This window comes from Cobetia sp. MM1IDA2H-1 (assembly GCF_002916775.2).
GTDB lineage: Bacteria > Pseudomonadota > Gammaproteobacteria > Pseudomonadales > Halomonadaceae > Cobetia > Cobetia marina.
This window is the reverse complement of the sequence record NZ_CM133225.1, coordinates 2449459-2474640: the sequence shown is the minus strand read 5'-3', so window position 1 is coordinate 2474640 and position 25182 is coordinate 2449459. Positions and strand designations below refer to the sequence as shown.

Annotated in this window: 16 protein-coding genes and 4 pseudogenes; 12 read left to right on the top strand and 8 right to left on the bottom strand. The window is 55.0% G+C overall.

Annotation, left to right across the window (positions count from 1 at the left end; genetic code table 11):
• Positions 1 to 343: 343 nt before the first annotated feature.
• Positions 344 to 1159 (bottom strand): annotated as a pseudogene (locus BOH68_RS10515) (IS30 family transposase).
• 101 nt (positions 1160 to 1260) lie between these two features.
• Here BOH68_RS10515 and BOH68_RS10510 point away from each other — a divergent pair.
• On the top strand, positions 1261 to 4104 hold the full coding sequence (locus BOH68_RS10510) for a glycosyltransferase (RefSeq protein ID WP_077373645.1): 2844 nt from the start codon (positions 1261 to 1263) through the stop codon (positions 4102 to 4104).
• Between the two features lie 92 nt (positions 4105 to 4196).
• Positions 4197 to 4435, top strand: a pseudogene (locus BOH68_RS10505) (IS481 family transposase); the annotation flags it as partial.
• Here the strand turns inward: BOH68_RS10505 and BOH68_RS10500 are convergent.
• Positions 4433 to 5286, bottom strand: a protein-coding gene (locus BOH68_RS10500) for an IS5 family transposase (protein WP_456821148.1) whose coding sequence is annotated in 2 segments (ribosomal slippage) — positions 4433 to 4932 and positions 4932 to 5286 — 855 coding nt in all. Because the reading frame shifts where the segments join, the coding sequence is not laid out codon by codon here. The pseudogene BOH68_RS10505 and the gene BOH68_RS10500 sit on opposite strands and share 3 nt — an antisense overlap.
• A 60-nt stretch (positions 5287 to 5346) precedes the next feature.
• Here BOH68_RS10500 and BOH68_RS10495 point away from each other — a divergent pair.
• Positions 5347 to 6033 (top strand): annotated as a pseudogene (locus BOH68_RS10495) (DDE-type integrase/transposase/recombinase); the annotation flags it as partial.
• A 161-nt stretch (positions 6034 to 6194) separates the two neighbouring features.
• Here BOH68_RS10495 and BOH68_RS10490 read toward each other — a convergent pair.
• A pseudogene (locus BOH68_RS10490) lies at positions 6195 to 7049 on the bottom strand (integrase core domain-containing protein).
• Positions 7050 to 7370: 321 nt separating this feature from the next.
• Between BOH68_RS10490 and BOH68_RS10485 the strand changes: the two are divergent.
• The 4 genes from BOH68_RS10485 to BOH68_RS10470 all read left to right on the top strand — a co-directional run bounded on the left by BOH68_RS10485 (position 7371) and on the right by BOH68_RS10470 (position 11571).
• A complete protein-coding gene (locus tag BOH68_RS10485; protein ID WP_077377659.1) occupies positions 7371 to 8423 on the top strand; it encodes a phytanoyl-CoA dioxygenase family protein in 1053 nt (350 codons plus the stop codon).
• The gene (locus BOH68_RS10480) at positions 8423 to 9457 is read left to right on the top strand and encodes a glycosyltransferase family protein (RefSeq protein ID WP_077377656.1); all 1035 of its coding nucleotides are present in this window, start codon (positions 8423 to 8425) and stop codon (positions 9455 to 9457) included. The genes BOH68_RS10485 and BOH68_RS10480 overlap by 1 nt, the downstream gene beginning before the upstream one ends.
• 291 nt (positions 9458 to 9748) lie before the next feature.
• Positions 9749 to 10801, top strand: coding sequence for a glycosyltransferase (locus BOH68_RS10475; RefSeq protein WP_170877456.1), 1053 nt, complete (start codon positions 9749 to 9751; stop codon positions 10799 to 10801).
• Between the two features lie 101 nt (positions 10802 to 10902).
• Positions 10903 to 11571, top strand: coding sequence for a DUF938 domain-containing protein (locus tag BOH68_RS10470; RefSeq protein WP_077377650.1), 669 nt, complete (start codon positions 10903 to 10905; stop codon positions 11569 to 11571).
• A 119-nt stretch (positions 11572 to 11690) separates the two neighbouring features.
• Here BOH68_RS10470 and BOH68_RS10465 read toward each other — a convergent pair whose 3' ends face one another.
• From BOH68_RS10465 to BOH68_RS10445, 5 genes are all read right to left on the bottom strand, one after another.
• Positions 11691 to 12902: a Hint domain-containing protein gene (locus tag BOH68_RS10465; RefSeq protein ID WP_077377648.1), complete on the bottom strand. Its 1212-nt coding sequence runs from the start codon at positions 12900 to 12902 to the stop codon at positions 11691 to 11693.
• Between the two features lie 1169 nt (positions 12903 to 14071).
• Positions 14072 to 14248 (bottom strand): hypothetical protein, encoded by a 177-nt coding sequence (locus BOH68_RS10460; protein ID WP_456821147.1) that lies wholly within the window; start codon positions 14246 to 14248, stop codon positions 14072 to 14074.
• A gap of 131 nt (positions 14249 to 14379) precedes the next feature.
• Positions 14380 to 14733, bottom strand: a complete 354-nt coding sequence (locus BOH68_RS10455) for a hypothetical protein (RefSeq protein WP_077377645.1) — start codon at positions 14731 to 14733, stop codon at positions 14380 to 14382.
• A 50-nt stretch (positions 14734 to 14783) separates the two neighbouring features.
• Positions 14784 to 15356 carry a PH domain-containing protein gene (locus BOH68_RS10450; RefSeq protein WP_219815835.1) on the bottom strand — a complete coding sequence of 191 codons (573 nt, stop codon included), beginning with the start codon at positions 15354 to 15356 and terminating at the stop codon, positions 14784 to 14786.
• Positions 15357 to 15422: 66 nt separating this feature from the next.
• The gene (locus BOH68_RS10445) at positions 15423 to 16319 is read right to left on the bottom strand and encodes a LysR family transcriptional regulator (protein ID WP_077377639.1); all 897 of its coding nucleotides are present in this window, start codon (positions 16317 to 16319) and stop codon (positions 15423 to 15425) included.
• A gap of 471 nt (positions 16320 to 16790) precedes the next feature.
• Between BOH68_RS10445 and BOH68_RS10440 the strand changes: the two genes are divergently transcribed.
• The 5 genes from BOH68_RS10440 to BOH68_RS10420 all read left to right on the top strand — a co-directional run bounded on the left by BOH68_RS10440 (position 16791) and on the right by BOH68_RS10420 (position 25160).
• Complete coding sequence (locus BOH68_RS10440) at positions 16791 to 18308, top strand: CoA-acylating methylmalonate-semialdehyde dehydrogenase (protein ID WP_077377637.1); 1518 nt, start codon at positions 16791 to 16793, stop codon at positions 18306 to 18308.
• A gap of 89 nt (positions 18309 to 18397) precedes the next feature.
• Complete coding sequence (locus tag BOH68_RS10435) at positions 18398 to 20167, top strand: GMC family oxidoreductase (protein WP_077377634.1); 1770 nt, start codon at positions 18398 to 18400, stop codon at positions 20165 to 20167.
• Positions 20168 to 20764: 597 nt separating this feature from the next.
• On the top strand, positions 20765 to 22372 hold the full coding sequence (locus BOH68_RS10430) for a BCCT family transporter (protein WP_219815834.1): 1608 nt from the start codon (positions 20765 to 20767) through the stop codon (positions 22370 to 22372).
• Positions 22373 to 22935: 563 nt separating this feature from the next.
• Positions 22936 to 24483, top strand: coding sequence for a catalase (locus BOH68_RS10425; protein WP_279854845.1), 1548 nt, complete (start codon positions 22936 to 22938; stop codon positions 24481 to 24483).
• An 89-nt stretch (positions 24484 to 24572) separates the two neighbouring features.
• A complete protein-coding gene (locus BOH68_RS10420; RefSeq protein ID WP_170877455.1) occupies positions 24573 to 25160 on the top strand; it encodes an ankyrin repeat domain-containing protein in 588 nt (195 codons plus the stop codon).
• The last annotated feature ends 22 nt before the right edge of the window (positions 25161 to 25182 follow it).

Here is a 25182-nt window from a genome sequence, read left to right as displayed (position 1 = left end):
GTAGAGTCCTATTCTCGTCAAATCTGAAATTTTCTCATTAATATCATCTCGTCATGTCCTGCTCGCAGTTCTTGTTCAAGGCTCTTGTTTAGGGCCTTGTACTATCCAATCTTACCAAGTAATTTATTGTTCTCAATCGTTCTGTCAGAGTAATAGATTCAATCAGCGAAAATAGTACGTTAGCGGGTGAATCATATCTATGTGATTGTTTTCTGTGGTCTTTTCATGGAATCGCGAGACAGTATTAAATAAGTGCATTGGAAATAATTTCTGGGCGGATGCAGGCTCTGAGTGCAACATCCTATTGAATTGAGTGTGGTGCTTCATTGGGATTTGCCATCAGTTAAATTATCACCTCGATAGGGCATTTGAAGTCGAAGCATTTCCGAAGCCACATAGTCAGCTCGAAGGCAATGGTATCCAGCTATCCCTGATTGGTCAGTGACAGTTCCGTACTCTTTTGGCGAATCAGGTCATTGATATTCTTGTTGCTGCCTCTTTGCCAAGGGCTATGAGGGTTACAGAAGTAGATGGTGACGCCAGTATTTTGCTTGATAGCAGCATGTCTGGCCATTTCTCGCCCCTAGTCATACGTCAAAGTCTTTCGTGCTACCAACGGCACTCTGTTCAGGGCGGCGTTTAAGTCTTCTAGGGCAGAAGTCGCATCATGCATTTTGCCAGTATCAAGTACCCGCTATTGAGTTCTACAAGAGTGCCAACCGCTGTGGCATTGCTTAAGTCGTCTTCCCAATACCCTGTCATCTCGCGCTTTTCCACCTCGGTCGGGCGGAGGTGAATGCTGATCGTGACGGGGGTCTGACCTCGCCGGTCCGTCTCACCACGACGAGACTTACGTGTACTTTTCCGTGCCGCAGCTTGCCGGAGCTCTTCTCTGTGGACAAGTTGCGTCGAAGAAGGTACTTGATAAGCCGGACCTGCACGTTATCGCTGGATAGCTTTCGCTTGGACCGACAAACGCCGACGCCTGAGCGCGCTCAGCCCGGTAGTCGTTGCCCGACTAACTATTTTGGCGAATTTCGTGGTTGATAGTGGAAGGGGATCGTCTTAGGTAGCGAGCAATATCTCGAAGTCTCAAGCCTTGAGAGAGGCAAACCTGGATAGCTGCACGATCGGTAACGCTGAGTTCTAAGTATGACATGAGAGCAATACCTTACAGGGAAACTCAAGTATTGTACTCAGAATCTGCGGCCAAGGGATTATTGAAAGAAAATTATTTAATTTATTTTAAAAGTGAGTTTGATGAATAAAACAACCGATGAAGAAAAATCAGCTATAGTGCAAGCTAAACGAAATATAAATCATGGTAAGTATCAAGAAGCACTTGATATATTGAAGTCTCTTTTAATAAATAACACGAAGAGCAGCACTGTATGGAAATTGAAGTCTAAAATATTATCCGAACTAAAAGATAATGAATCTGCTATTGTAGCAGTAGAGCAGGCTATTCAAGTTGATCCCGAGGATCCTCACTGCCATGTATTGAAAGCTCAATTGAATAAAAAAATGGGCAAGTTAAATGAAGCACTCACTGAGGTTGATGCATGTCTGACAAAATGGCCAAATAGTATAGGATTGATTAGCATTAAAATAGACCTGTTGTCAGATCTAGGTTTGCTCAAGTTTGTTTTTGAGTTTTTAAGAGAGATACGAGGTAATAAGAATTTATCTAAAGCATCACCAATTAATATGGCTTTCACTAGATTTTTATATTCTCGTAAACGCATTCGCGTCGCAAAAAGTGTACTATATTTTACCCTTAGGCATAATAAAGAACATCAGTATGCTTGCTCTTTTTTGAAGAGAATCATTTTCGAAGAAATAAAGGGTTTAGTCGATAAAGGTCTTTTCAGAAAAGCTGAGAAAGTCAAGCTAGAATATAAGCTGTATTCCAGCCCTGACGACTATGCTGAGGTGACCAGGTTTCTGACTAATTGCCTTATCGTGAATAAAAAATTTCATTATGTAGAGAGAAATATAAAAGAACTGCATGATATAGGCCGGTATCATCCTAAAACCCTCTCCTTGGAGGTTCGACTTGATATAATATACGGCCAGCCTATGAAGGCTTATAGTAAGATAAAAAAAGTTTTACCGAGTTGGTTGGGAGACGAAGAGTTAGTTCTTACAAAGCTAGATCTTATTAAGCAGCTTGATATTAAATCGGATAGCTTTGGACTGCTGCATGCTATCAGATCTCAATATATGTCTTCTCCTAAAGTTCTTATGTCCGCTACACGTTTATTTTTATATTTCAAGAGATACAGTATAGCATATAAGCTAGTTAGTACTGTGCTTGAATCTTACCCTAAACATGTGCTAGCTAATAACCTCAAGCTTACAATACTTGCTGATATAAACAGGAATGATTTGTATGAAAAAGTACATTTCTATTCTGAAGTAATTTCTAGTCAATATACTAGTTTTACAATTGCGATAACTCATCATTTACTTTCACTCGTGAAAGACAAAGAGCTTAATGATGATCGAGGTCTTTTAAAATATTGGTTAAAGCTTCTGGAGAATTTGATAGATAACGTAGGTAGACTTAATGAAGAGCAAGCTTTCTACGTGCTTAAAAAATACAAAAAATACTTGAGTAATGAACAAGTATCAGCTGTTATTTCCCAGATATCTGCACAGGGTGTTAAATCCGATCATAATATTTTGTGGATGATCCAAAACATTGAACAAGATATGCTTGAAAATATTACATGGTTTCATGATAGGATTGATTCAAGTCAGAAAAAAAATAACTCAGTAAGTTTTTTAAATCTAGAACTCACTTTAATGCACGAAGGACCACAAGCGGCCTTAAACCTTCTTAAGACTAAAAGTGTGAAGAATAGAAACCCTGTTGAAGCGACTGAGTTGGCAAGGTTTCTCATGTTGGCAGATACTAAGAAATTGAGTCTTCGATATCTGAGGTTTTGTAGAAGAAAATGGCCGCACAATATGAAAATTAATATGCAATTCGCGCGAGCATTGTTTGATAGAGGTTATCCAAGACTTGCAATTGGCGTGTTGAATAAAATTAATCCTTCTAATGTTGAAGTTACAAATTTAAAAGTTTTTTGTCTGCTTGAAGTTAATGAGATAAAAAAAGCTGGTTTGGAACTAAATAAAAGATCGTTAGCCTCAAGTACTAATCTCATCATGACGCGTAGTCAATTTTTTATTCTGAATAAAGAATCTCAAAAGGCCAAATCTTTGTTGCATAAAGGATATGAGGAAGGACTTGAAGCAAACTATTTAGGTCCCCATTCTTCACTATCGCTGATTGGTGCACTACTAAGGGACTTAGAGCTTTATGAGTATGAAGTAAGAGCTAGTTATTCAAGTGGATGTAATCAGGATTTATTGTTGCGTTATACCCATCCTTCTATTAAAGTGGTAGAAAAGCATGTAAAGGACGTTTATCTCTCTTCCTGCCGTGAGGAACTTATACCGAAGACTATTTGTCAATACTGGGACAAGGTTACTCCCCCTGATTTTATTGTTAGTTTAATGGCAACTTGGCAAGGTCAGTGTGACTTTAGTTATAGTATATACAATAAAAAAACAGCGTCGCTCTTCATTAGTAGAAATTTCGATAAGAAGTTTTTAAAGGCTTTCAGGTTGTCGAATAATCCTGCGGAAGAAGCTGATTTCTTTAGGCTTTGTTATTTGTTTATCAATGGTGGGGTTTATGCTGATGCAGACGATGGTTTATATGGTGATTTGAATAATCTCATACCAAGGGGCGTAAGATTATTATGTTTTAGAGAGCAATTTGGGGCATTGGCTAATAATTTTATTGCTGTTTCACCAAACCATCCAGCGATCAAGCTTGCGTGTGAACTAGCTGCTGAATCTCTATTGTCACGTGATAATGAAAGTACTTGGCATAAAACTGGACCAGGACTATTTACAAGAGCCGTAGCATACTATTTATCTAGTGCCGCATCCCATACTTCTGACGACGACTTGCTGATTTATCCACTTTATAAACTCAAGCGTGAAGTTAAGATTCACATGAAATTACCCCATAAAAATAACAGTAATTATTGGAATTCTAGCTCAGCTCGAAAATTATCTTTAGCGTAACTGTAAGGTCCCGGGTGATCAGATCGCCTATAGGGGTTATCCTCTGCTAGCAGCCAGAGAGCTTCTTCAGCAATTCATCTGGGAGCAGGGTTATGGGCATCAAGCTTCATAAGCAAGCGACGACAACACGGAAGATCCGTGCCGAGATACAAGCAGCGCCTCCAGCATCACGGATAGCGAGCTCGCCCGTCAGTATGGCGTTGCCACCGCGACTATCCGGCGGTGGCGGCACCGTGACGATGTCCATGACCGTTCTCACACGCGTCACAACCTGTTGGCCACGCTGACTTCCGGGCAGGAAGAGGTATTGATTACGGCCCGCGAATTCCTAGGTTCTGTACGAAAAGTCGGCTCGTAGACAGCGACGTATGCAAGCTAGACATACCATCGCATAAAAGCTACGGGCCAACTTCTCGTACCGCGTCGCAATACGACGGAACTCTTTCAGCCAACTGAAAGAGCGCTCCACGATATTCCGCTTACGGTACATGGGTTTATCGAAACCGCGTGGGAGACCTGGCCGGGGTTTCCGCTTCATCTTTCGTTGAGCGATGATCGGCTTGATTCGAACGCGGTCGCAGTAACGGCGCAGCTCATCACTGTCATAGCCCTTGTCTGCCACGATGTAGCGGCAACGTTTTCGTGGCCGACCGAGACTCCCCGGTAGGTGAACTTTTTCCAGGGTGGGCATGAAGTACCGGGTATCCGACTCTTGGCCTCCCGATAGTGTGAAAGCGATGGGCCAGCCAAGACGATCACAGATCATATGGATTTTGGTCGTGATGCCCCCACGACTCCGGCCCAACGCATGGTCTAAGGGTTCTTCAAATCCCCCTTTTTGCCTCCACCAGCGGAGGCGCGCGTTGCACGAACGGCGGTTGAGTCGATCATCCAGGTCTCGAGATCCATCAGGCCATCTTCACGAAGCCGAAGCTGAAGCCGCGACAAGACCGCCTCAAAGGTACCGTCATCACGCCATTGTCGGAACCTGGCGTAGACAGTACTCCAAGGGCCATATCGTTCGGGAAGGTCGCGCCACTTGGCGCCAGAGCAGAGGGCCCAAAAGATACCGTTCAGCATCTGCCTGTCGTCTTTCCTGGGCCTGCCCATCGATTGAGCCGGTGAGACAATGTCTTCGATCAACTGCCATTGGCTATCAGAGATTTCGTAGCGTCCTGTCATACCGCACCTATGCTGGATGTGCATGGGTCACATTAGCAAAAACGACTTTTCGTACAAAACCTAAGCCTCGGCTTGGATGATCTGCTCGTCGTGGCGCGTGAGTTCCTGAATCCGCGGTTGTCTCGCTCCTCCGGCCTGCATCGCATGCTCAAACGGCGGGAGGTGCCGACACTGGCTTGACAAGCCGCTGGCGATAACGAGAAACCCAAATACAAGCCCTCCAAGGACTTCGAGCCGGGCTTCGTACATATTGATATTAAGCACCTACCTCATATGCCCGACGAGGAGCAAAAACGCTACCTGTACGTCGCCATCGATCGTGCCACGCGGTGGGTCTATATAGAAGTCAGGCGTAGCCAGTCCGCGAAGGATTCGCGGGCGTTCATGAAGCGGTTGGAGGAGAAGTCTCCTTTCACGATCCAGACGGTACTCACCGACAACGGTAAATCGTTTACCGATCGCTTCACTCGGGCGGATGAGTGCAAGCCCAGTGGGCGACACCCCTTTGACCAGGAGTGCCAAGCCCATGATATCGAACACCGCCTGATCAAGCTGCGCAGGCCACAGACGAACGGCATGGTGGAGCGCTTCAACGGCTGTATCAGCGATGTGCTGGCGACCCGACGTTATGTCTCAGGCGAGGACCTGGAGCAGACACTCAAGCGCTACTTTTGGCTGTACAATCACCCCATCCCGCAGAAAGCGCTGCACCATTAGTCGCCGATTGCAACGATGCAGGAATGGTAGATCAAGCAGCCTGAGTTATTTACCAATCGATTAGTAAATCACCGGAACCCGAGACGTAACAGATATAATGGGTCTTTATCTTTTCTGAACCCATAATGTTAATAATTAGTGAGTAAGTGATGCTAGGTGTATGGTCCCGGGAAGTAATGGACGGGATGTTGTTAGAATCGTTCTGGGTCATCCTGCCAACGTTCGAGGATGAAACCAATGGGTATTTTGCCCTTGAGCGCACGCACCGGCCGAGCACTGTTATAGGCCCAGAAATAGTCCTCCATGTGGGCACTAAGCTCGCTTAAGGTCGCATAATGAAAGCTGTGCACAAGTGGCTTCCTTGATCGTCCGATTCATCCGTTCAACCTGTCCGTTGGTCCACGGATGGAAAGGGCGTGTCAGGCGATGTTCGATGCCATATCGATGGCAGATCACGTCAAATGGGTGCGGTTTTTAATACTCTGTTCCGCGCCGCGCCGCTTAGCGAATTGCACACTGTTGTCTGTCAGTACTGTGTGGATCCGATACGGCAGCTATTGAAGCGTATCTCCGAGTAACTCAGCGGCCTGCTCCCGCCTGCCTATCTGATAGAGCCGGGCATGCGCAGACTTTAAGGTACGATCAGCTGCCATGAACAAACACGATTCACCCTCTCCGGTGCGATCTTCACAGATATCGATATGCAGATAACCGATCGAATAGTATTTGAACGATGGTTTGTACGTTGTTTTCTGGGGCTGACGGGGTATTTGACTGATACCGCGACGCGTATACAGGCGGGGGCCGTAACGCGTCAGATGAGGAATAAAGCGCTGGAGCGCAAAGAGACAGGCATCCAAGCCGAGCCAAGTGGTGTGGCGAAAGGTGATGGCTGCAGTCTCTTCAAGATCTGTCAAAGAGGTAGAGCTTGGCTGCTTGGGGCCCATGCGTTCATCTTCCACGGAATGGCGATACCGCCACTTACGCCCCGTTTTGGGGTTAAGGTTGTAATAACGACTCAACTCCGCGCGAAGCTGACGATCGATGTATGTCTTTTCGGATGGCGTGCGTAGTCTTGGCGCGTTTGTGAAGTACTTCAGCCATGGGTCCTCCTCCGATAATGGTTGATACCATAGCCCACTCCACCCAGGGACTGAACACCTAAGCCCGAATGATCGCTTAGGTGGGTATCCATGGCTGCTGCAAGGTCAGATAGTGTTCGCTCTGATTGGATTCGCTTGAGTCATAGAATCGCCATGCGTGCTACGTGTGTAACAAATTGTGCTAACGTCCGATAGAGTTCGAGTTTGTTGCTGGTTCACGCTTGTCTATCGCACCTTCATCACCTTTGTATCTCAAGGATCGTCATGTCCCGCTCACAGTTCTTGCTCAAGGCTCCCTTGTGGGGTCTTGCGCTGTTTACCGGTGCCAAGTCATTCGTCGCCAATCCGCTGATCGGAAGTGAGCGTCTGAATCGCCGCGGGCTGCACGTCTGGCGGGTGAAGGCGGCGTCTCGTATCATGCGCTGGCGAATGGCCATGCTCAGTCGTGGCGTGCCGACTGCGGAGCGTGAGACCTATCTGCGTGATGGTTACCTGCTCAAGCAGAACTTCCTGTCGCGAGAGGTGTTCGAGCGGCTCAAGGTAGAGCTTGAAACCGTACATGATCAGGGCCCTGGTGAGGTGCGGGAATGCTGCCAGGGGGACACTCGTACACATCGCGTTTTGCTAGACCCAGAGACCCTGAGCGAGCTGCCGGTGGCTCGGCAAGTGCTGGCTGACCCTCAGCTCAAGCGCTTGCTGCGTTTCTGCGCTGGCCATCGTCGTCTGCCCATCGTGCATCTGGAGAAGGTGCTCAATGGCTCCCGCGAGAGTGTTGAAGCCGACCCACAGAAGTCCCTGCATGTTGATACCTTCCAGCCCACCATGAAGTTCTGGCTCTATCTGGAAGATGTGAGCGAGCACAACGGCCCCTTCATGTTCGTACCGCAGTCCACTCAGTTGAACCCGGGGCGTCTGGACTGGGAATATCACATGAGTCTGACGGCGCGTGAGCATGCCAATCGCTATACCCAGCGAGGGTCCTTCCGGGTCGAGGAGGGCGCACTAGCTCACTTCGGTCTCAATGCGCCCACGCTGTTCAAGGTGCCTGCCAACACGTTGCTGATCGCGGACACCTTTGGCATGCACGGACGTGGCCCTGCCGAAGCAGGTAGTTCGCGTCTGGCGCTTTGGGGGATGAGTCGCACGACACCCTTCCTGCCGTTGCCGGGGCTAGGCTGCGAATGGCTTAATCGCCTGCAGTATCGTGTGCTCAAGGCGGAGCGCGCGCGCGATGACAAGCGTGCCGCAGCGCGTGGTGTCGAGTCTTCCTGGCATGTCGTGGTACGTGAGTCCTTACGTGCGCAGGACCCGTCCTGATGTCGCCTGAAACATCATCCTTGGCAGGCGTACGGTGGGTCGTGCTCAGCGATGGTGCTCGACCCACCGAGGACATCTACTTTCTTGAGTCAGCCGCGCCTGCGCTTCGCCGGTATGGGGCCATCGTCGAGCGTTTCGACACGCGCCGCTACCACCTACCGACGCGATGGGTATTGCAGCGCCTGGCAGGTGCCAATCTGTTGATCGTGCGTTCGCTGGGCGAGCGCTGGGTGCGCCTGATAGAACGTCATCGTGAGCGCTTCGGGCGTATCGTGTATCTGATCGATGATGATCTTGGTGCCGTGACCGGTACCGATGGCTTGCCTACCGCCTACGTGGCGCGTTTGAGCGGTCTGTCGATGCGTCAGCCCGCGTTGCTTGCGCTCGCGGATGAGGTGGTGGCCTGTTGTGAGGCGCTGGTGGAGAAGTTTAGGCGAGAGCACGGCAATGTCTCGCTGCTGACACCGCCAATGCTGGCGTCAGCAACTGAGCCGGCCGATTTCACTCGGCCTGACTGGACCATCGGCTATCACGGTACACGTGCGCATCGTGATGACATCGCACACTTGGCACCCGCACTCATGTCGGTGATGGAGATGTATCCTCGGGTACGCCTCGAGATCATGATGGGGCGACATGTGCCGGATGCTCTTGCCGACATCGCCCGGCTGGAAGCGCCAGAGGCTCTGCCGTGGAAGGCCTTCCAGCATTATCAGGCAACACGGCGTATCCAGATTGGCCTGGCCCCATTGCTCGAGACCCCCTTCAATCGCGGCAAGTCGTGGATCAAGTTTCTCGATATCGCGGCGATGGGCGGCGTCGGCATCTACAGCCGCAGAGCGCCTTATACCGAGATAGTCGAACACGGCGTCGATGGCTTGCTGGTGGGGGATGATCCTGCTGACTGGCAGGCGGCACTCGAACGGTTACTGGGAGATCAACAGGGAACCGAGGTAATGACAAAGCGGGCACTGCAGAAAGCCCGAGATATTGGTGCTGTACAGACATGTACGAACTTCTGGCGTTTGCGATGACTTAGGCGAGATGACTCAACCCACAAGGCCCGCAGCTAACCCTGCGGGCCTTGTAGTTTTTGGGCCTGGGGCCGTCCAATCCGCCACTGCCAGTGGTGTTTCAGTGTCCAACGAAGTTAACACGTTGATTACATCCGCTACATGCCAGCAAAAATTTGAGTGGTGTGATGCGCAGAAATCATTAAGCTCAAAGTAAGCGTCCCAGAGTCAGTGTGTGCTCTCGCTCGCGCTTGTTTGGCGATATCGCTGAACGTGCCGGGACCATGAATGCCTCGAGTAAAGGAGACTGACATGACCGCCTTCCCGACCACTCCTCGTTGGATAGTACTCAGTGATGAAGCCCAGGCGCTGGAAGATATCTACTTCTTCCTGCCTGCCATGGCCGCGTTGCGCAAGGAAGGCACACGTGTCGAGCGTTTTGAAACCCGCCGCTGGAAGTTCTCCCCCAAGCTTGCCCAGGCGCGCCTTACCGGCGCCTGCCTGCTGATCGCGCGGAGCCTGGGGCGAGAATGGATTGAAATGCTGGAAGCACACCATGAGCAGCACGGTCGCATCTGCTACCTCGTCGATCATCTGTATTCACCTGAGTTCTTGGGAGCGGAGCAGGGCAATTCCACCTCTGAAGCAGGTTCTGAGTCTGAAGCCGCTAAGTTGCAGCAGCGATTGTTCGCGCTGGCGGATGAGGTTGTGGTGGTCAGCGAGCAGTTGCAGACTGCTCTGGCGAGCCTGCATCCCAAGGTCAGTCTGTTGACGCCACCGCTAATAGGGGCGCTGCCGGACCTTCGCCATCTCGATAGTCAGGACTGGTGCCTCGGCTTTCATGGCACTTTGGCGCATCGCGACGATATCGTGGCGTTGGCACCGGTACTGCGCGATATCCAGACGCGTCACGACGATACCGAGGTGGAGTTGATGATGGGGCGTCATCTGCCGCTGGCGCTGAGTGACATTCCGCGCCTCAAGTCCATGGAGGCGTTGGGTTGGGAGGCTTTCCAAGACTATTGCTCGCGACGGCGGATCGCCATCGGTCTCGCGCCCTTGATGGCGGATTCGGCCAACCACGACATGTCGTGGCGGCGGTTTCTCGATATTACGTGCATGGGGGGAGTAGGGGTTTACAGTCGTCGCGCCCCCTATCGTGAGCTGATCGAGGATGGCGTCGACGGCCTACTGGTCGGGGATGACCCGGCAGAGTGGCTGACGGCGCTAGACCATTTGTTGAGTGATCGGAATGCCACTCGCGCCATGGCGCACAACGCTCAGCACAAGGCACATGAGGTGGGTGACCCCCTGCGAGTGCTGGATTTCTGGCGGGCCCGCAGTACGATGGCCCCGACACGCTGAGGCGTGCCATTGCGATCTCACGCATGTCTTAAAGCGCCGCGCCCCATGGGGTGCGGCGCTTTGGTATGATCACAAGCTTCAGTCTGTCAATGGAGCAGGGCATGACCTCGTCAGTATTACCGGAACATCCCAAGGACCCAGCACGCCACGCAGCTCAAAAGGATGTTGTACTGGAGAACTCCCGACGGCTGGCAAGCCCCGCGGTCGAGCGCAATCGTGACGTGATTCTCGATGTCTTGCGTGATGTTCTCGCCGAGCGTCGTCAGGTGCTGGAACTGGCCAGTGGCAGCGGCGAGCATGCCGTGCATTTCGCGCGTGGCCTGCCTCATCTTGAGTGGCAGCCCAGTGACGCTAGCCCACGTGCGCTGGAGTCGATCGCGGACTGGCGTGAAGAGACAGGATTGGCCAATCTCAAGGCCCCCATCACGCTGGATGTGCTGGCCGAGTGGCCTGAAGTGGCCTGTGATGCGCTGGTGGCGATCAACCTGATCCACATCTCTCCGTGGCGCGTCACGTCCGAGTTGATGGCACGGGCCGGGCGACGGCTCCCTGTAGGTGGCGTGCTGTATCTCTATGGCCCCTATAAGCGGGAGGGACAGCACACGTCTCCCAGCAACGAAGGGTTTGATATCCAGCTCAAGAGCCGCAACCCGCTATGGGGTGTGCGCGATTTGGAAGCCGTGATCGAGGAAGCGAATCGCAATGGTTTGCGACTTGATAAGTTTATCGAGATGCCGGCCAATAATCTAAGCATTATTTTTCGTCGCTAATGGCTTGCCCCCCTATCAGGGTTAGCAATATCAATACATTTTAAGTCGTAAAAAAACACCCGCCTGGCAGCGACTTGCTGCTAGGCGGGTGTCTATGAGCTACTGAAAATAGTGCTATATCAGGCAGCTTGGATCGACAGTTGCGGCTCCTGAATGCCGAAACGCTCGCGAATGGCCAGTGGCAGCAGGCGACGTGCGGAAATGCGCGGACGCTTCATTTCGGTGATGGTTGTGTCCATGCCGTACAGTGACAGGTACTCATCATAGTTTTCGAAGGCCTTGCGATCGACGTAGTCGATATAGGTCTCTGTGGCAGCTCCATTCGCGAGAATCACTTCGTGATTTTCTGTCTCGATGTGATAGTAGGTGACTTCCTTGGGAAGCTCGCTCGCTTCAACGATGGTGATCGTTGAGCCATTGACGAGTGCACCGGCATTGATGACCAAGCCATCGATGATCATGCCGTGACTGGCAGTGACTGTCAGATCCTGGTTTGGCAGCCCTGGTGCAATAGCGTTTTCTTGGAAGCGAATAGCCTGGAACTTGTCTTGCGCCTTTGCCGGGCGCACCGTCTGACGACCCACCCACTTCACGGCCACGGTGTTACCTTCGGCGGTCACGATCATATCGCCGATCGACAGATTTTCGACAGCGACCTCACCTTCCGGCGTGGCAATCATGGTGCCTTCAGCGAAGCAAACCAGGGTGAAGCCGTTCTCACCGTTTAGCAGGCTTGGATCATTAATGTAGGCCTGAGCTTCCTCTTCGGTCATGGGGATATTGGCGACGACATCCCCTTCGCCTAAAACCCCACTACCTGAGTTGGTGATATGTAGGGCGCCATCTCGATAGGCTTCTGTGAACACGCCGTCATCCAGCTGCCAAGTATCACCAGCGATGCTCAGCGTGTCGCCTGTTCCGAGACCTGTGACATTCAGTGTGGTGGTGTCCAGAAGGCTGACATCTGAAGCGTCGTAAGTGAAGTTACCAGCGCCTTCTCCGGTGAAGTTCACATCGTAGGAGCTGAGCCCTGATAAAGCAGAGATACTGGAAGCATCGACGCTGATGCCGCTTGCACCATCAATGTTGTAAGTGACATTGCTGAGGGCGCTGACATTCAGCAGGCCCTGGTCGATATTGAGCTGACCACCGTTGGTCGCCGTGAAGGTCGGCGCGGCGCCAAGTTCAACCCCTGCGATGCTGAGCACATTGGTTTCAACACCGTCGGACACCAGCTCAGAGGAGCCCAGCGCGGTGATGTTGACACCATCGTTTGGAGTATCAATGACTTCTGTTTGAGTACCAGCAAGATTCAGATTCAGCACTGCCATCGCGATGTTCCTTTTGCGTTACGGTTTCACTGTTGTGTCTGCTCACCGCGACAGCTAGCGCCGAGATGTGCAGGGCAATAAGCGTTATTTTTTCGTTTAACCATATATTGTTGTCGAAGGTCTCCGCCTTCGTGTAACTAAGAGTATGCGCAAGAATCTGTCAATTTCAATCGCAATGAGGAAGAAAGTAGTACTCAGCGGACAATGAATTCTATTTTCCTTTGGTAAACAACATGCTACGGATGTGTTGGTGTACTGAAGAACCCCTCAGTCACGCGCCATAAGATAATTAAACGGTAAATATTCGATTTAACCGTTAAGTTATCGGTTAATAATTTAATTAGACTAAAGTTTATGGTTGTGTTCGTGTTCTCTGGCGAGAGATGACAAGTCGCTACTCAGTTCGGGCAGGAGATTGCGTCATCGCCCTATCCTGTGAACACGAGATTCTGTCAGGTATCCGCGACAGGACTCGCAACAGTATTCGCCTGAAGGTGTCATGGATGAGCTGGAGGGGCGTTCCACGCGCTCGCGTGGGGCTCCGTGAGCGAAATACGTGACAGAGAGGAGTGATTCGTTCTGTCGGTAAATGGCATCGCCCCGGCAAGCGTGCAGCCCACCCAACGGCGTGTGCTGCGAGGAGAGGATGATCCCTGTAGAGCCGCTGACGTGAGCGCGGAAGGGGTGCGAAGGGAGGGTGAGGCAGGCGGGGTGCAAGTCAGAGCGAACGTATGCCGTTCGTCGTCACGGGCTCACGTGATGCCTACAGAGCAGAGCATCTTCGGCAAGATGTCTCGCCAGATGGCCTCGTCGAGGCAGGCTAGGCCGAACTCCTGGGCCCAGCCAAGTGATTGATTTGGCGATTCACCTTCAATAATGGCCGCTATCTACCTACCTATTGATGCTTCGATATGACTGCCGTGAGATAGGGGAATACTACAGACCGTCCCTCGCGCTACGAATTTACAGATAACCCTGCTCCGTCAATTGCGTGCAAGGAGTAGCCGCAAACGGAAGTGATCGCACCGGCTTTGGGGTGACTCAGCGGCAGCATCGAGTAAGGTGGCGTACCGGGACACACGCTTCCAGATGAAGGCGTCGCGAAAGGCCAAATGTGGCAATCATCAGCGCAAGTTTGCCACACATCAGGCCAGCCCGACGGTGGTGACTCACGCGTCTGGCGTTTCTTCACCGTCGTCTTCCTTGAGCGAGCCTCCTGCCAGTGGGGATAAGAAAGGTTGCGGATCGTGAGAGGCAGACCTCGCGTCACTTTCCATAGTAAAGGGCAGAAGGGCTGACAACAGGACCGCCGCGAACAGTGAGAACAATGAATCGAAGTGTTTCATGCGCATACCCCTCTAGACCGTGAGTGTGTCTATAGAGCCTATGCCGCCCGAGGCGTGATTGCCTTTCGGTAATCTCAATATGGGCTAGTGGTGTAACCGATCTCAACCCTTCCGGCGTAGTGGCCGAAGTATCAGCGAACGTCGGGCTCTCGCTCGGTATCATTCCAGTCGATCACGTGGCTGATGATCTTCCAGCCAGCCTTGCGTGCCGCTTTCTCGGCATGAATACGCGCTTCCATTCGCGAGATGCTGTCGGTCTGCACCGTGAAGGGCTCTTCCAATGCCAGTCGCTTCTGCTTGACGCCAAGCGTCACCCTCAGCCCCTTGAGGGGGGTGGTGGTCTCTCTGGCGCGCGGGGCTTCAGGACGAGCGCGAGGGGAGGTGTCACGGGAAGTGGAGCTGGCGGTTCTGTTGGTAGTGCGCACGAACTTGTCGAGTTCGCGTTTCATGTTTTCTTCGAATTGCTCGACTGACATGTCACTCATCTGGATAACCTCGTTTGATCAAAGGAATTCACAACTGAAGCAGCAGGGAATCAACACACATAGGTGGTGATGACTTGCGAGATTTCGGTAAGGCGTGTCTTGCCGGTAAATTCAAATCTCACCGTACCGAGTGCTGAGAAGTAGATCGTGAGCTCTGAATCAAGATCAAAGGTGCCGGAAGTTTCGATGGAATAGGTTTCAATCTTCTTGTAAGGGAGAGAGGTGAAGTCTTTCTTGCTGCCCGTCAATCCTTGAATATTGACAGCGATAATACGCTTGTTGGTAAATACGACCCCGTCACGCATTGATTTATAGGCTGAAATGATTTCTTCGCCATCGATCAACAGGTCATTGACGCGTTCGGCATATTCATCGTTCTGTTTGAGTTTAAAAAAGCCTTTATTATTGAAATCTATCATTGTGTTACCTTGTGATTCGATAGTGCTGCCATCTGAGGATACTTCGATAGCGCATGAGACGGGGCCATCCCTCGGCCTCTGGCGGGACATGCGGCTTTTTTCCGTATCACGACTAGAATAATCCATCCCGCGCCAACGGAGTAGCCCCGTGCCCTGACACCAGAGCTCCGGCGCTATCAAGTGTGCTGCAAGAATAGAGAACATGGGAACGTACACTGGCCTCTCTGGTCAGCGTGAAGCTTGCTGACCGATCTCGGGAGGCCAGCGCCCTTATTCAGATGGCCAGACTTCTTCGAGACTTTGCAGGGCGGCTTCGACACAGGGCTCGTGTTGCTTGTCGTGACGCCACACCACGCTCAAGGCGCAGGGCAGGCGGGTGTCCGGCACGATATTGAGGCCTCGTTCCTGGCGCTCGGCCAGCGCCAATACATCGCGAGCCAGTGTCAGTCCGACGCCGGCGCGTACCAGGTCCAGCATGCAGACTTCCTGGTCCACCTGCGCCACGCGGTGAGGAGTGCACTGACTGTCGCGCAGGGCATGCGCCAGCAGACGTGAGTGGACGGAATTCTCAGGCGTCACGATCCACGGCAGGGCGGCCAGGGAAGGCCAGTCAGTCTCTGTCAGGCGCGCTGACCAGCCGGTGGGGGCGAGAATGAAATAGTCGAAGAATGCCAGCTCGCGATAACAGAGGGAGTCATCGCGTGGTCCTTCTCCGGGCGGTGCGAGGTAGAAACCGATTTCCAGCTCATTCTGGCGAAGCGCCTTGAGCACACAGCCACTCATGCCGTGGTGGAGTTCCGTTTCCAGATTGGGCGCGCGTTCCAAAAGATGGCGCAGCAAGCTACCCAGGCGAATGAATTCCGGGTCGACGATGGTGCCGATGCGCAGCTTGCCGCGCAGTGTGCTGTGCAGTGCCGCGGCGGCTTGCTCAAAGCCACGCGCGCTGGCGAGGGTCTTCTCGGCACTGGGCAGCAAGGCCTGGCCATCGGCCGTCAACAACAGGCCATGGGGGTGACGCTCAAACAGGCTCAGCCCCAAACCTTCCTGCAATTGCTTGAGCTTGAGACTGATCGCGGGCTGGGTGAGATGCAACGCCTGCGCCGCTCGCGACACGCTACCGGTACGTACCACGGTGACAAAGGCGTTGAGTCGGGACAGATCCTGCATCAGTGGCATCCATGTATTGGGATTTTCTGGCTGGCGAGACACGTGCTGCTGGGCCTGCATCGCACATTGTGGCCTGAATGCGTTCGCTGCCACCTATTGGCCATTAGTCTCGGTAAGCCGTGTTCACTCGGGGCAGGCATCGTGATCGAGACGCCTGTCGCTGTCGGCACTCCTTTCGCATTTGTCGTTATAACTGATTGATTGTAAGGGCTTAAATTTTGCTCTGGTTCTCGATGAAAGCTGAGAATTTTCTCAGCGAAATCAGATATCAGCAATCGTTATATCTCACCCAAGAATTACTCAATTGCACCCTGCGCATGGCGGCGTAATTTCATGAACACCTGCTGATGGCATGTCTTCGTTCGTCATTGACCAGGCGAACGTCATTGACCAAGCGAAGAATCTTCAGCGCCAGACATATGCATGACACAGGCTTATTCCTATAAAACACCGCCAGCGGAGATCAGCACCATGACGACAGCAGCCAACGCTATCCAGCATTTCATCAACGGCCAGGTGACCCGAGGCGATTCCAGCGACACTCAGGATGTCTTCAATCCGGCCACCGGCAAGGTGACCGGCCAAGTCGCGCTGGCACGCAACAGTGATGTCGATGCCGCCGTGGCTGCTGCCGACGCCGCTTTCCCGGCTTGGGCAGACACGCCGCCGATTCGCCGTGCCCGGGTGATGTTCAAGTTCCTCGCGCTGCTCAACGAGCACAAGGACGCGCTGGCGGAAGCGATCACTCGCGAGCACGGCAAGGTGTTCACCGATGCCCAGGGCGAAGTGGCACGCGGCATCGATATCGTCGAATTCGCCTGTGGTATCCCGCAGCTGCTCAAGGGTGACTTCACCGACCAGGTCAGCACCGGCATCGACAACTGGACGATGCGCCAGCCGCTGGGCGTCGTCGCCGGCATCACGCCGTTCAACTTCCCGGTGATGGTGCCGATGTGGATGTTCCCGGTCGCCATCGCGGCAGGCAACAGTTTCGTGCTCAAGCCGAGCCCGCTGGACCCCAGCGCCTCGCTGATGATAGCGGACCTGCTCAAGCAGGCGGGTCTGCCGGATGGCGTCTTCAACGTGGTGCAGGGCGACAAGGATTCCGTCGAGGCGCTGATCGATCATCCCAAGGTGCGCGCCCTGTCCTTCGTGGGCTCGACCCCGATCGCCAACCTGATCTACGAGCGCGGCGCACGTCACGGTAAGCGCATCCAGGCACTGGGTGGCGCCAAGAATCACATGGTGGTGATGCCGGACGCCAACCTCGACAAGGCGGTGGATGCCCTGATCGGCGCGGCCTACGGCTCCGCCGGTGAGCGCTGCATGGCCATCAGTGTCGCGGTGATGGTGGGCGATGTGGCGGATACCCTGGTGCCGCGTCTGGCCGAGCGTGCCCGCGAGCTCAAGATCAAGGACGGCATGAATCTGGACGCCGAGATGGGCCCGATCGTCACCCGTCAGGCGCATGAGCGTATCTGCGGTTACATCGACAAGGGCGTCGCGGAAGGCGCCGAGATGATCGTCGACGGGCGTGAGTTCACCGGCAACGACATCGGCGGCGACAGCACTGAAGGCTTCTGGATGGGCGGCACGCTGTTCGATCACGTCACGCCGGACATGACCATCTACAAGGAAGAGATCTTCGGCCCGGTCCTGGCCTGTGTCCGCGTGCCGGACGTCGCGACCGCCATCCAGCTGATCAACGACCACGAATTCGGCAACGGCGTGAGCTGCTTCACCGAGAGCGGCAGTGTCGCGCGTGAATTCGGACGCCGCATCCAGGTCGGCATGGTCGGCATCAACGTGCCGATTCCGGTCCCGATGGCCTGGCACGGTTTCGGTGGCTGGAAGAGCTCCCTGTTCGGGGATACCCACGCCTACGGAGAAGAGGGTGTGCGTTTCTATACCAAGCAGAAGTCCATCATGCAGCGCTGGTCGGATTCCATCGATGCCGGTGCCGAATTCGCCATGCCGACGGCCAAGTAAGTCGCTCGCGACTGCGGTCATCTGCACTGTCGCCATCTGCATTCTGGTTACCTACCAGCATACGCCAACTGTCTGGAGAGGGACGCGCCATGTCAGACAACAAGAACAACCCGCATCGATCCCCGGAGGGCGAGCAGGACGCTCGCCCCGCCAAACCGGGCGACGATCTCTCTGAATTCGATTACATCATCGTGGGCGCCGGTTCCGCCGGCTGCCTGATGGCCAATCGCCTCAGCGCCAACCCTGACCACCGCGTGTTGCTGGTCGAGGCGGGCGGACGTGACAACTACCACTGGATTCACATTCCGGTAGGCTATCTGTACTGCATCAACAACCCGCGCACCGACTGGATGTTCCGCACCGAGCCGGACAAGGGCCTCAATGGCCGTTCGCTGATCTATCCGCGCGGCAAGACGCTGGGCGGCTGTTCCAGCATCAACGGCATGATCTACATGCGCGGCCAGGCGCGGGATTACGATCACTGGGCTGAGGTGTCCGGCGATGACGAGTGGCGTTGGGAGCAGTGTCTGGCTGACTTCATGCGTCACGAGGACCACGCGCTGCTGGATGACGGCGCCAGCAGTGATCCTGAGCAGCGTGATTTCCATGGTCACGGTGGGGAGTGGCGCGTCGAGCGTCAGCGCCTCAACTGGGAAGTACTGGATGACTTCGCCAGTGCGGCCGAGCAGGCCGGCATTCCGCGCACCAAGGACTTCAACCGTGGCAGCAATGAAGGGGTGGCCTATTTCGAGGTCAACCAGCGTGCGGGCTGGCGCTGGAACACGGCCAAGGCCTTCCTGCGCCCCGCGCTCAAGCGCAGCAACCTGACGCTGTGGCATTCCACCCAGGTCAATCGTCTGCTGTTTGCGGGCGGCGAGCAGGGCATGGGGGCTGAAACAGGGGCGGCGAAAGAAGCTACCGATCTGCGCTGCACGGGGCTGCAGGTCGTACGTGACGGCAAGGTCATCAACCTCTCGGCGAAGCGTGAAGTCGTGCTGTGTGCCGGTGCCATCGGCTCGCCACATCTGCTGCAGGTCTCGGGCGTCGGGCCCAGAGCACTGCTGGAGGAGCATGGCGTCGATGTGGTGAAAGACCTGCCCGGCGTCGGCGAGAACCTACAGGACCATCTGCAGATCCGCTCGGTCTACAAGGTCACCAATGCCAAGACCCTGAACGCCATGGCCAGCACCTTGCTGGGCAAGATGGGCATCGGCATGCAGTACCTGTTCAAGCGTTCCGGGCCGATGAGCATGGCGCCGTCACAGCTGGGGGCCTTCACGCGCAGCAGCGAAGCCTACGCCCATCCCAATATCCAGTACCACGTCCAGCCGCTGAGCCTCGAGGCCTTCGGGCAACCGTTGCATCCCTTCCCAGCGATCACCGCGAGTGTCTGCAATCTCAACCCCGCTAGTCGTGGCACGGTGCGTCTGCAGAGCGCCGACCCGCGTCAGGCCCCGACCATCGCGCCCAACTATTTAAGCACCGAGGAAGACCGCAAGGTCGCTGCCGATTCACTGCGCGTCACGCGGCGCATTGCCGAACAACCCGCCTTTGCGCGCTACAAGCCCGAAGAGATCAAGCCGGGTGTCGAGTACCAGACTGATGACGAACTCGCCAGGCTAGCGGGGGATATCGGCACCACCATCTTCCATCCGGTGGGCACCACGCGCATGGGGCGTGCGGATGACCCGATGGCGGTGGTCGACAGTCGTCTGCGTGTGCGCGGTATCCAGGGATTGCGGGTGGCGGATGCCGGCATCATGCCGACCATCGTCAGCGGCAATACCAACTCGCCGACCTTGATGATCGCGGAGAAGGCCGCTGGCTGGATTCTGGCGTCTGCTGTCGGAGGGGACTGATACGAGACCCTGCATGCCCCCAATGCGTCAGCCATTGCTGATCGCTCAAGGCCGACTCATCTGACTCTGAGCTTGCATGGGTCAGCTCGAGCCAGGTGCATGAGAAGTGCTCAAGCGCTGGGCGTCTTGAGACACGAGGTGAACGTTGAGGTTTCTGCTCATGAGAGTGGCGCATCGGCTGGCGTGATCCTCGCGATGCAAGGGAGGGAAAGACTGCCGCGTCAGATATTGGCTTCTGCGGGACAGTCGCCGCTCATGAGTGTTTGAGACCCACAGGCCGCCGGCATTGACGTGTCGGCGGCCTGTTCGCGTCTGGTGGAAACGTTGTCGAGGAGGGCGCAAGGAAGGCGCGCGGAGAGTGCAGGAGGGGGAGTGTGTAGCGCAAGATTGATGAATGAAATTCATGTATGAATGAGAAAATACCGTGTCGCGATTCATGCTCCCCGCGGTTGCCGGGAAAGTATAATGCGCGTGGAATGAAAAAATGTATAATACCGCGCTCTTTTCATTACGAAAAATTATTGAACACAGCGAACTGCCCGAGCAAAAGCGACGTCTCGCCTCTCTTGCTCGGGCTTTCTCACTAAGGTGGTAGTCGTGCAAGAAGCCGTTCCCCCCGCCAGTGATGGCGATCATCTGGACCCCCGTGTCTTCATTCCCGCCGTATTGGTCATCATGGCCTTCATCGGTCCCGTCATCCTGTTCCCGGAAGCCAGCACCGCGCTGATCAATGCCGCCTTCGCCTTCGCGACCGGCAAGTTCGGCTGGCTGTATCTGGTGGCAGGCCTGAGTGTCGTCGGATTCCTCATCTGGCTGGCATTCAGCCGCTACGGCAACGTCCGTCTGGGTGGGGCAGAAGACACGCCCGATTTCTCCTACTTCAGCTGGGTGGCGATGATCTTCACCTGCGGGATGGGCATCGCGATCGTCAACTGGGCGTGGGTCGAGCCGATCTACTATTACACCTCGCCGGCCTATCACGTGGCGGCCAAGAGTCGTGAGGCCGCGGAGTGGGCGCTGACCTTCGGTCAGTTCCACTGGGGGCTGACGCCGTGGGCCTTCTATTGCCTGCCGGGTCTGCCGATCGCCTACTCCATGTATGTCAAGAAGCGTGATGGCGTGCGTCTGTCCGTCGCCTCGCGCGGCGTACTGGGCCGTCATGCGGATGGCGCCTGGGGCGTGCTGCTGGATTCCATCGTCGTGTTCGGGATCGTCGGCGGCGTCGGCACCTCGCTGGGGCTCGCGGTACCTCTGGTGTCACAGTTGGTCAGCGGCATCCTCGGCATGGAAGCCAACTTCGGCCTGGAAGTCGCGGTACTGTGCATTTGGACGGCGATGTTCTCGGCCAGTGTCTGGTTCGGTCTGGCCAAGGGCATCAAGATCCTCTCCGACGTCAACGTGATTCTGGCGATTTTCCTGCTGGCCTTCACCTTCATCGTCGGTGACTCCCAGTTCATGGTCGAAGGCTTCGTCAACAGCCTCGGCAAGACCCTGGGTAACTTCATCCCGATGAGCCTGTGGACCGACCCGGCGGGGGATTCCACCTTCTGGAAGGACTGGACCGTCTTCTACTGGGCATGGTGGATTGCCTACGCGCCGATGGTGGGCCTGTTCGTGGCCCGTATCTCGCGCGGCCGTACCATCCGTGAGCTGATCATCGCGGAGCTGGTGTTCGGCTCGCTGGGGACCTGGGTGTTCTTCGCGGTGTGGGGTGGTTACGCGCTGGACCTGCAGATCAGTGGCGCGCTAGACATCAAGGCGCTCTTGGACAGTGGCGGTATCCCGCTGGCGGTGGAAGGCATTCTGCAGACTCTACCGTATGCCAAGCTGGTCACGGTGGCCTTCATCCTGCTGTGCTTCATCTTCCTGGCGACCACGTTGGACAGCTCGGCCTACGTGCTGGCCTCGGTGACGTCACGCAAGCTGTCCGGGTATCAGGAGCCCAAGCGCTCGTTCCGCTTGATCTGGGCCTTCCTGATCGCGGCCGTCGGGGTTGCGCTGATCCAGTTGGGTGGCCTGCAGACCGTGCAGACCTCGACCATCGTGGTGGCGCTGCCGATGATTCCGGTGATGCTGATTCTGGCGCTCTCCATGCTGCGCTGGCTCAAGAATGACTTCCCCAAGGAAGAGCTGAATCCGGTGCTGGTCATCGATGACATGCCGGCGTTTCAGCGCAAGTCGAAGAAGGCGAAGCGCCAGGCGTAGTGGCTGGATGCGCTGAAAGATCTGTCGCAAGACTTGACGACAACGGCTCCTCACTTACGGCTCCTCAACATGAGGGGCCGTTGTCGTTTCTGGCAGTGGAGCGAATCAGAGCGCCTCCGGGGTAACGGTGGGCCACGGCCTGAGGCTTCGCGATGCCTGGATTGCATGCCTGGTTTGTATGACGGGAATGTATGACGGGAATGTATGACGGGAATGTATGACGGGAATGTATGCCTGGATTGGATAGCTGGGTGCAACAATCGTGGCCAGCTCTGCTGGCGTTCAGGCCATGGGAAAGCTTTCGCTCAAGGCAGGCGATTCTTACCTCTGGCTTGAAAGCCTCGTCATCGGGACATCTGGCTCAAGGCACACGCGGCAAGCTTGGCCCGCGAACAGGAAACTACGCCACAGTCCTTGCTTGAGAGTGGAAGTAATTGGTGCTGATCCTGCATCGTATTAGTTTTTCGCTATTTCAGGGTTAGCTATTATTTATTTTTGCTATGGGAACTTCTCGCGAATACTCCTCGCCTCGTTACTCCCTGATTTGACGAGGAATTTCCGAGATGCTGAGCGTACGTTTTCCCATGAAGACCCTGACAGCCGTGATGGCGCTGGGGCTTTCTGCAAGCAGTCTGGCGCAGCAGGAAGTGATGACACGTTCCAATGGTGCGCCGATCGGCAACAACCAGGACTCCCTGACCGCAGGTCCGAATGGCCCGACATTGCTGCAGGATCACCACCTGCTGGAAAAGCTGGGGCACTTCGAGCGTGAGCGCATTCCGGAGCGCGTGGTTCACGCGCGCGGTATCGGGGCCTACGGTGAGTTCCGTGCCACCGCGGATCTGACCGACCTGACCGTCGCGGCACCTTTCCAGGACAAGGGCCAGGTGACGCCGGTCTTCGTGCGCTTCTCCAGCGTGATCAACAGCAAGGGCTCGCCCGAGACCCTGCGCGACCCGCGTGGCTTCGCCGTTAAGTTCTATACCGACCAGGGCAACTGGGACATGGTCGGCATCAACTTCCCGGTGTTCTTCATCCGCGATGCGATGAAGTTCCCGGACATGATCCATGCCCTGAAACCTGACCCCCGCACCAACCTGCAGGACCCGAATCGCTACTTCGATTTCTTCAGCCATATCCCGGAAAGCACCAACATGCTGACCTATCTGTACTCACCGCTGGGCGTGCCTGCCAGCCTGCGTGAGATGGATGGCTCCGGGGTCCACGCCTTCAAGTTCGTCAATGGCGAAGGTGACTGGAAATACGTGAAGTTCACCTGGAAGTCGCGTCAGGGCAACCATGGCATGTCGCCGGAAGAGATCGCCAAGGTGCAGTCCACCGACTTCAATCACCTGACGGATGATCTCTACACCCATCTGGACGAAGGCGATGACCCGGTCTGGGATCTCTATATCCAGACGCTGGACCCCAGCCAACTGAACAGCTTCGACTTCAACCCGCTGGATACCACCAAGCTGTGGCCGCAAGACCTGATCCCGGCACGCAAGGTCGGTGAGCTGACGCTGAATCGCGTCCCGGACAATTTCTTCCAGGAAACCGAGCAGGCGGCGATGTCGCCGGCCAACCTGGTACCGGGCATCGAGCCGTCGGAAGACCGCATGCTGCAGGGGCGCCTGTTCGCCTACGCCGACGCCCAGCGTTACCGCCTGGGGGCCAACTACTCTCAGCTGCCGGTCAACGCCCCCAAGGTGGCGGTCCACAACAACCATCAGGATGGCGCGGGCTACTCCGCTCCGCGTTCCGGCTCCATCAACTACCAGCCGAGCCGCAACGCTGACTCGCTGGTGGACGACAGCCAGTACGAATACAAGCGTTACACCCTCAATGGCACTACCCAGCAGCAGCCCATCGGCAAGGAGCAGAATTTCGCTCAGGCCGGGGAGCTGTACCGCTCCTTCTCCGAGGAAGATCAGGATGACCTGATCGAGGTGCTGGGTGGGGATCTGGGCAAGGTCAAGAACGACGAGATCCGCAACATCATGGTCAGCTATTTCTATCAGGCCGACCACGAATACGGCGAGCGTCTGGCCAAGGTCGCTCACGTGGACATGGACGATGTCGAGGAGCTGATCGACGCGCAGCAGAAGTGATCTGACGCGTCGCGTGACAGGGCAGGGGGGCAATGCCTCCCTGCCATCTTCCCGACCGATTTCTGGACCAACCTCGAGGAGAGAGTCCCATGACCTTGACCGTGAATGCCCCCATCAGGCAATCCATCACGAACCTTGTCACCTTGATGCTCGCGCTCAGCGTCGCCGTCATGAGTCTGCTCGCCCTCCCGGCGCAGGCGAACGAGGGCATGGACATCATGGATGCCGCGCGTGAGGGCGACAACGCCGCCATCGAACGCTACTACGACCAGGGCGGAGACCTGTCGATCACGGAATCCCACGGCTATACGCCGTTCATCATGGCTGCCTATTACGGGCATACCAGCACTCTGGCCCTGCTCAAGGGGTATGGGGTGGACGCCTGTGCCGTGGATGAAAGAGGCAGCAATGCCTTCATGGGCGTGGCCTTTCGTGGGCATGTCGAGACGGCAGACTGGCTGTTGGCCAATACCGACTGTGATGTGAATCATCGCAATGCCAGTGGCCAGACGGCGCTGATGATGGCCTCGCTGTTCGGGCGGGAAACCATCATCAGGCATCTGCTCGATGCCGGGGCCGACCCCGGAATTGCGGATCAGCAAGGCAATACCGCCGAGTCTCTGGCCGCCGCTCAGGGCCTGTCACGCATCGTCACCCTGGTGAAGTTCAACCTGTAAGGCGTGCAGAGGTTGCCTCTGC

Coding starts and splice junctions, on each gene's coding strand:
- BOH68_RS10455 (WP_077377645.1), bottom strand. CDS start 14,733: ATGAGTGACATGTCAGTCGAGCAATTCGAAGAAAACATGAAACGCGAA.
- BOH68_RS10465 (WP_077377648.1), bottom strand. CDS start 12,902: ATGGCAGTGCTGAATCTGAATCTTGCTGGTACTCAAACAGAAGTCATT.
- BOH68_RS10475 (WP_170877456.1), top strand. CDS start 9,749: ATGACCGCCTTCCCGACCACTCCTCGTTGGATAGTACTCAGTGATGAA.
- BOH68_RS10470 (WP_077377650.1), top strand. CDS start 10,903: ATGACCTCGTCAGTATTACCGGAACATCCCAAGGACCCAGCACGCCAC.
- BOH68_RS10485 (WP_077377659.1), top strand. CDS start 7,371: ATGTCCCGCTCACAGTTCTTGCTCAAGGCTCCCTTGTGGGGTCTTGCG.
- BOH68_RS10510 (WP_077373645.1), top strand. CDS start 1,261: ATGAATAAAACAACCGATGAAGAAAAATCAGCTATAGTGCAAGCTAAA.
- BOH68_RS10445 (WP_077377639.1), bottom strand. CDS start 16,319: ATGCAGGATCTGTCCCGACTCAACGCCTTTGTCACCGTGGTACGTACC.
- BOH68_RS10440 (WP_077377637.1), top strand. CDS start 16,791: ATGACGACAGCAGCCAACGCTATCCAGCATTTCATCAACGGCCAGGTG.
- BOH68_RS10460 (WP_456821147.1), bottom strand. CDS start 14,248: ATGAAACACTTCGATTCATTGTTCTCACTGTTCGCGGCGGTCCTGTTG.
- BOH68_RS10480 (WP_077377656.1), top strand. CDS start 8,423: ATGTCGCCTGAAACATCATCCTTGGCAGGCGTACGGTGGGTCGTGCTC.
- BOH68_RS10425 (WP_279854845.1), top strand. CDS start 22,936: ATGCTGAGCGTACGTTTTCCCATGAAGACCCTGACAGCCGTGATGGCG.
- BOH68_RS10450 (WP_219815835.1), bottom strand. CDS start 15,356: ATGTTCTCTATTCTTGCAGCACACTTGATAGCGCCGGAGCTCTGGTGT.
- BOH68_RS10420 (WP_170877455.1), top strand. CDS start 24,573: ATGACCTTGACCGTGAATGCCCCCATCAGGCAATCCATCACGAACCTT.
- BOH68_RS10435 (WP_077377634.1), top strand. CDS start 18,398: ATGTCAGACAACAAGAACAACCCGCATCGATCCCCGGAGGGCGAGCAG.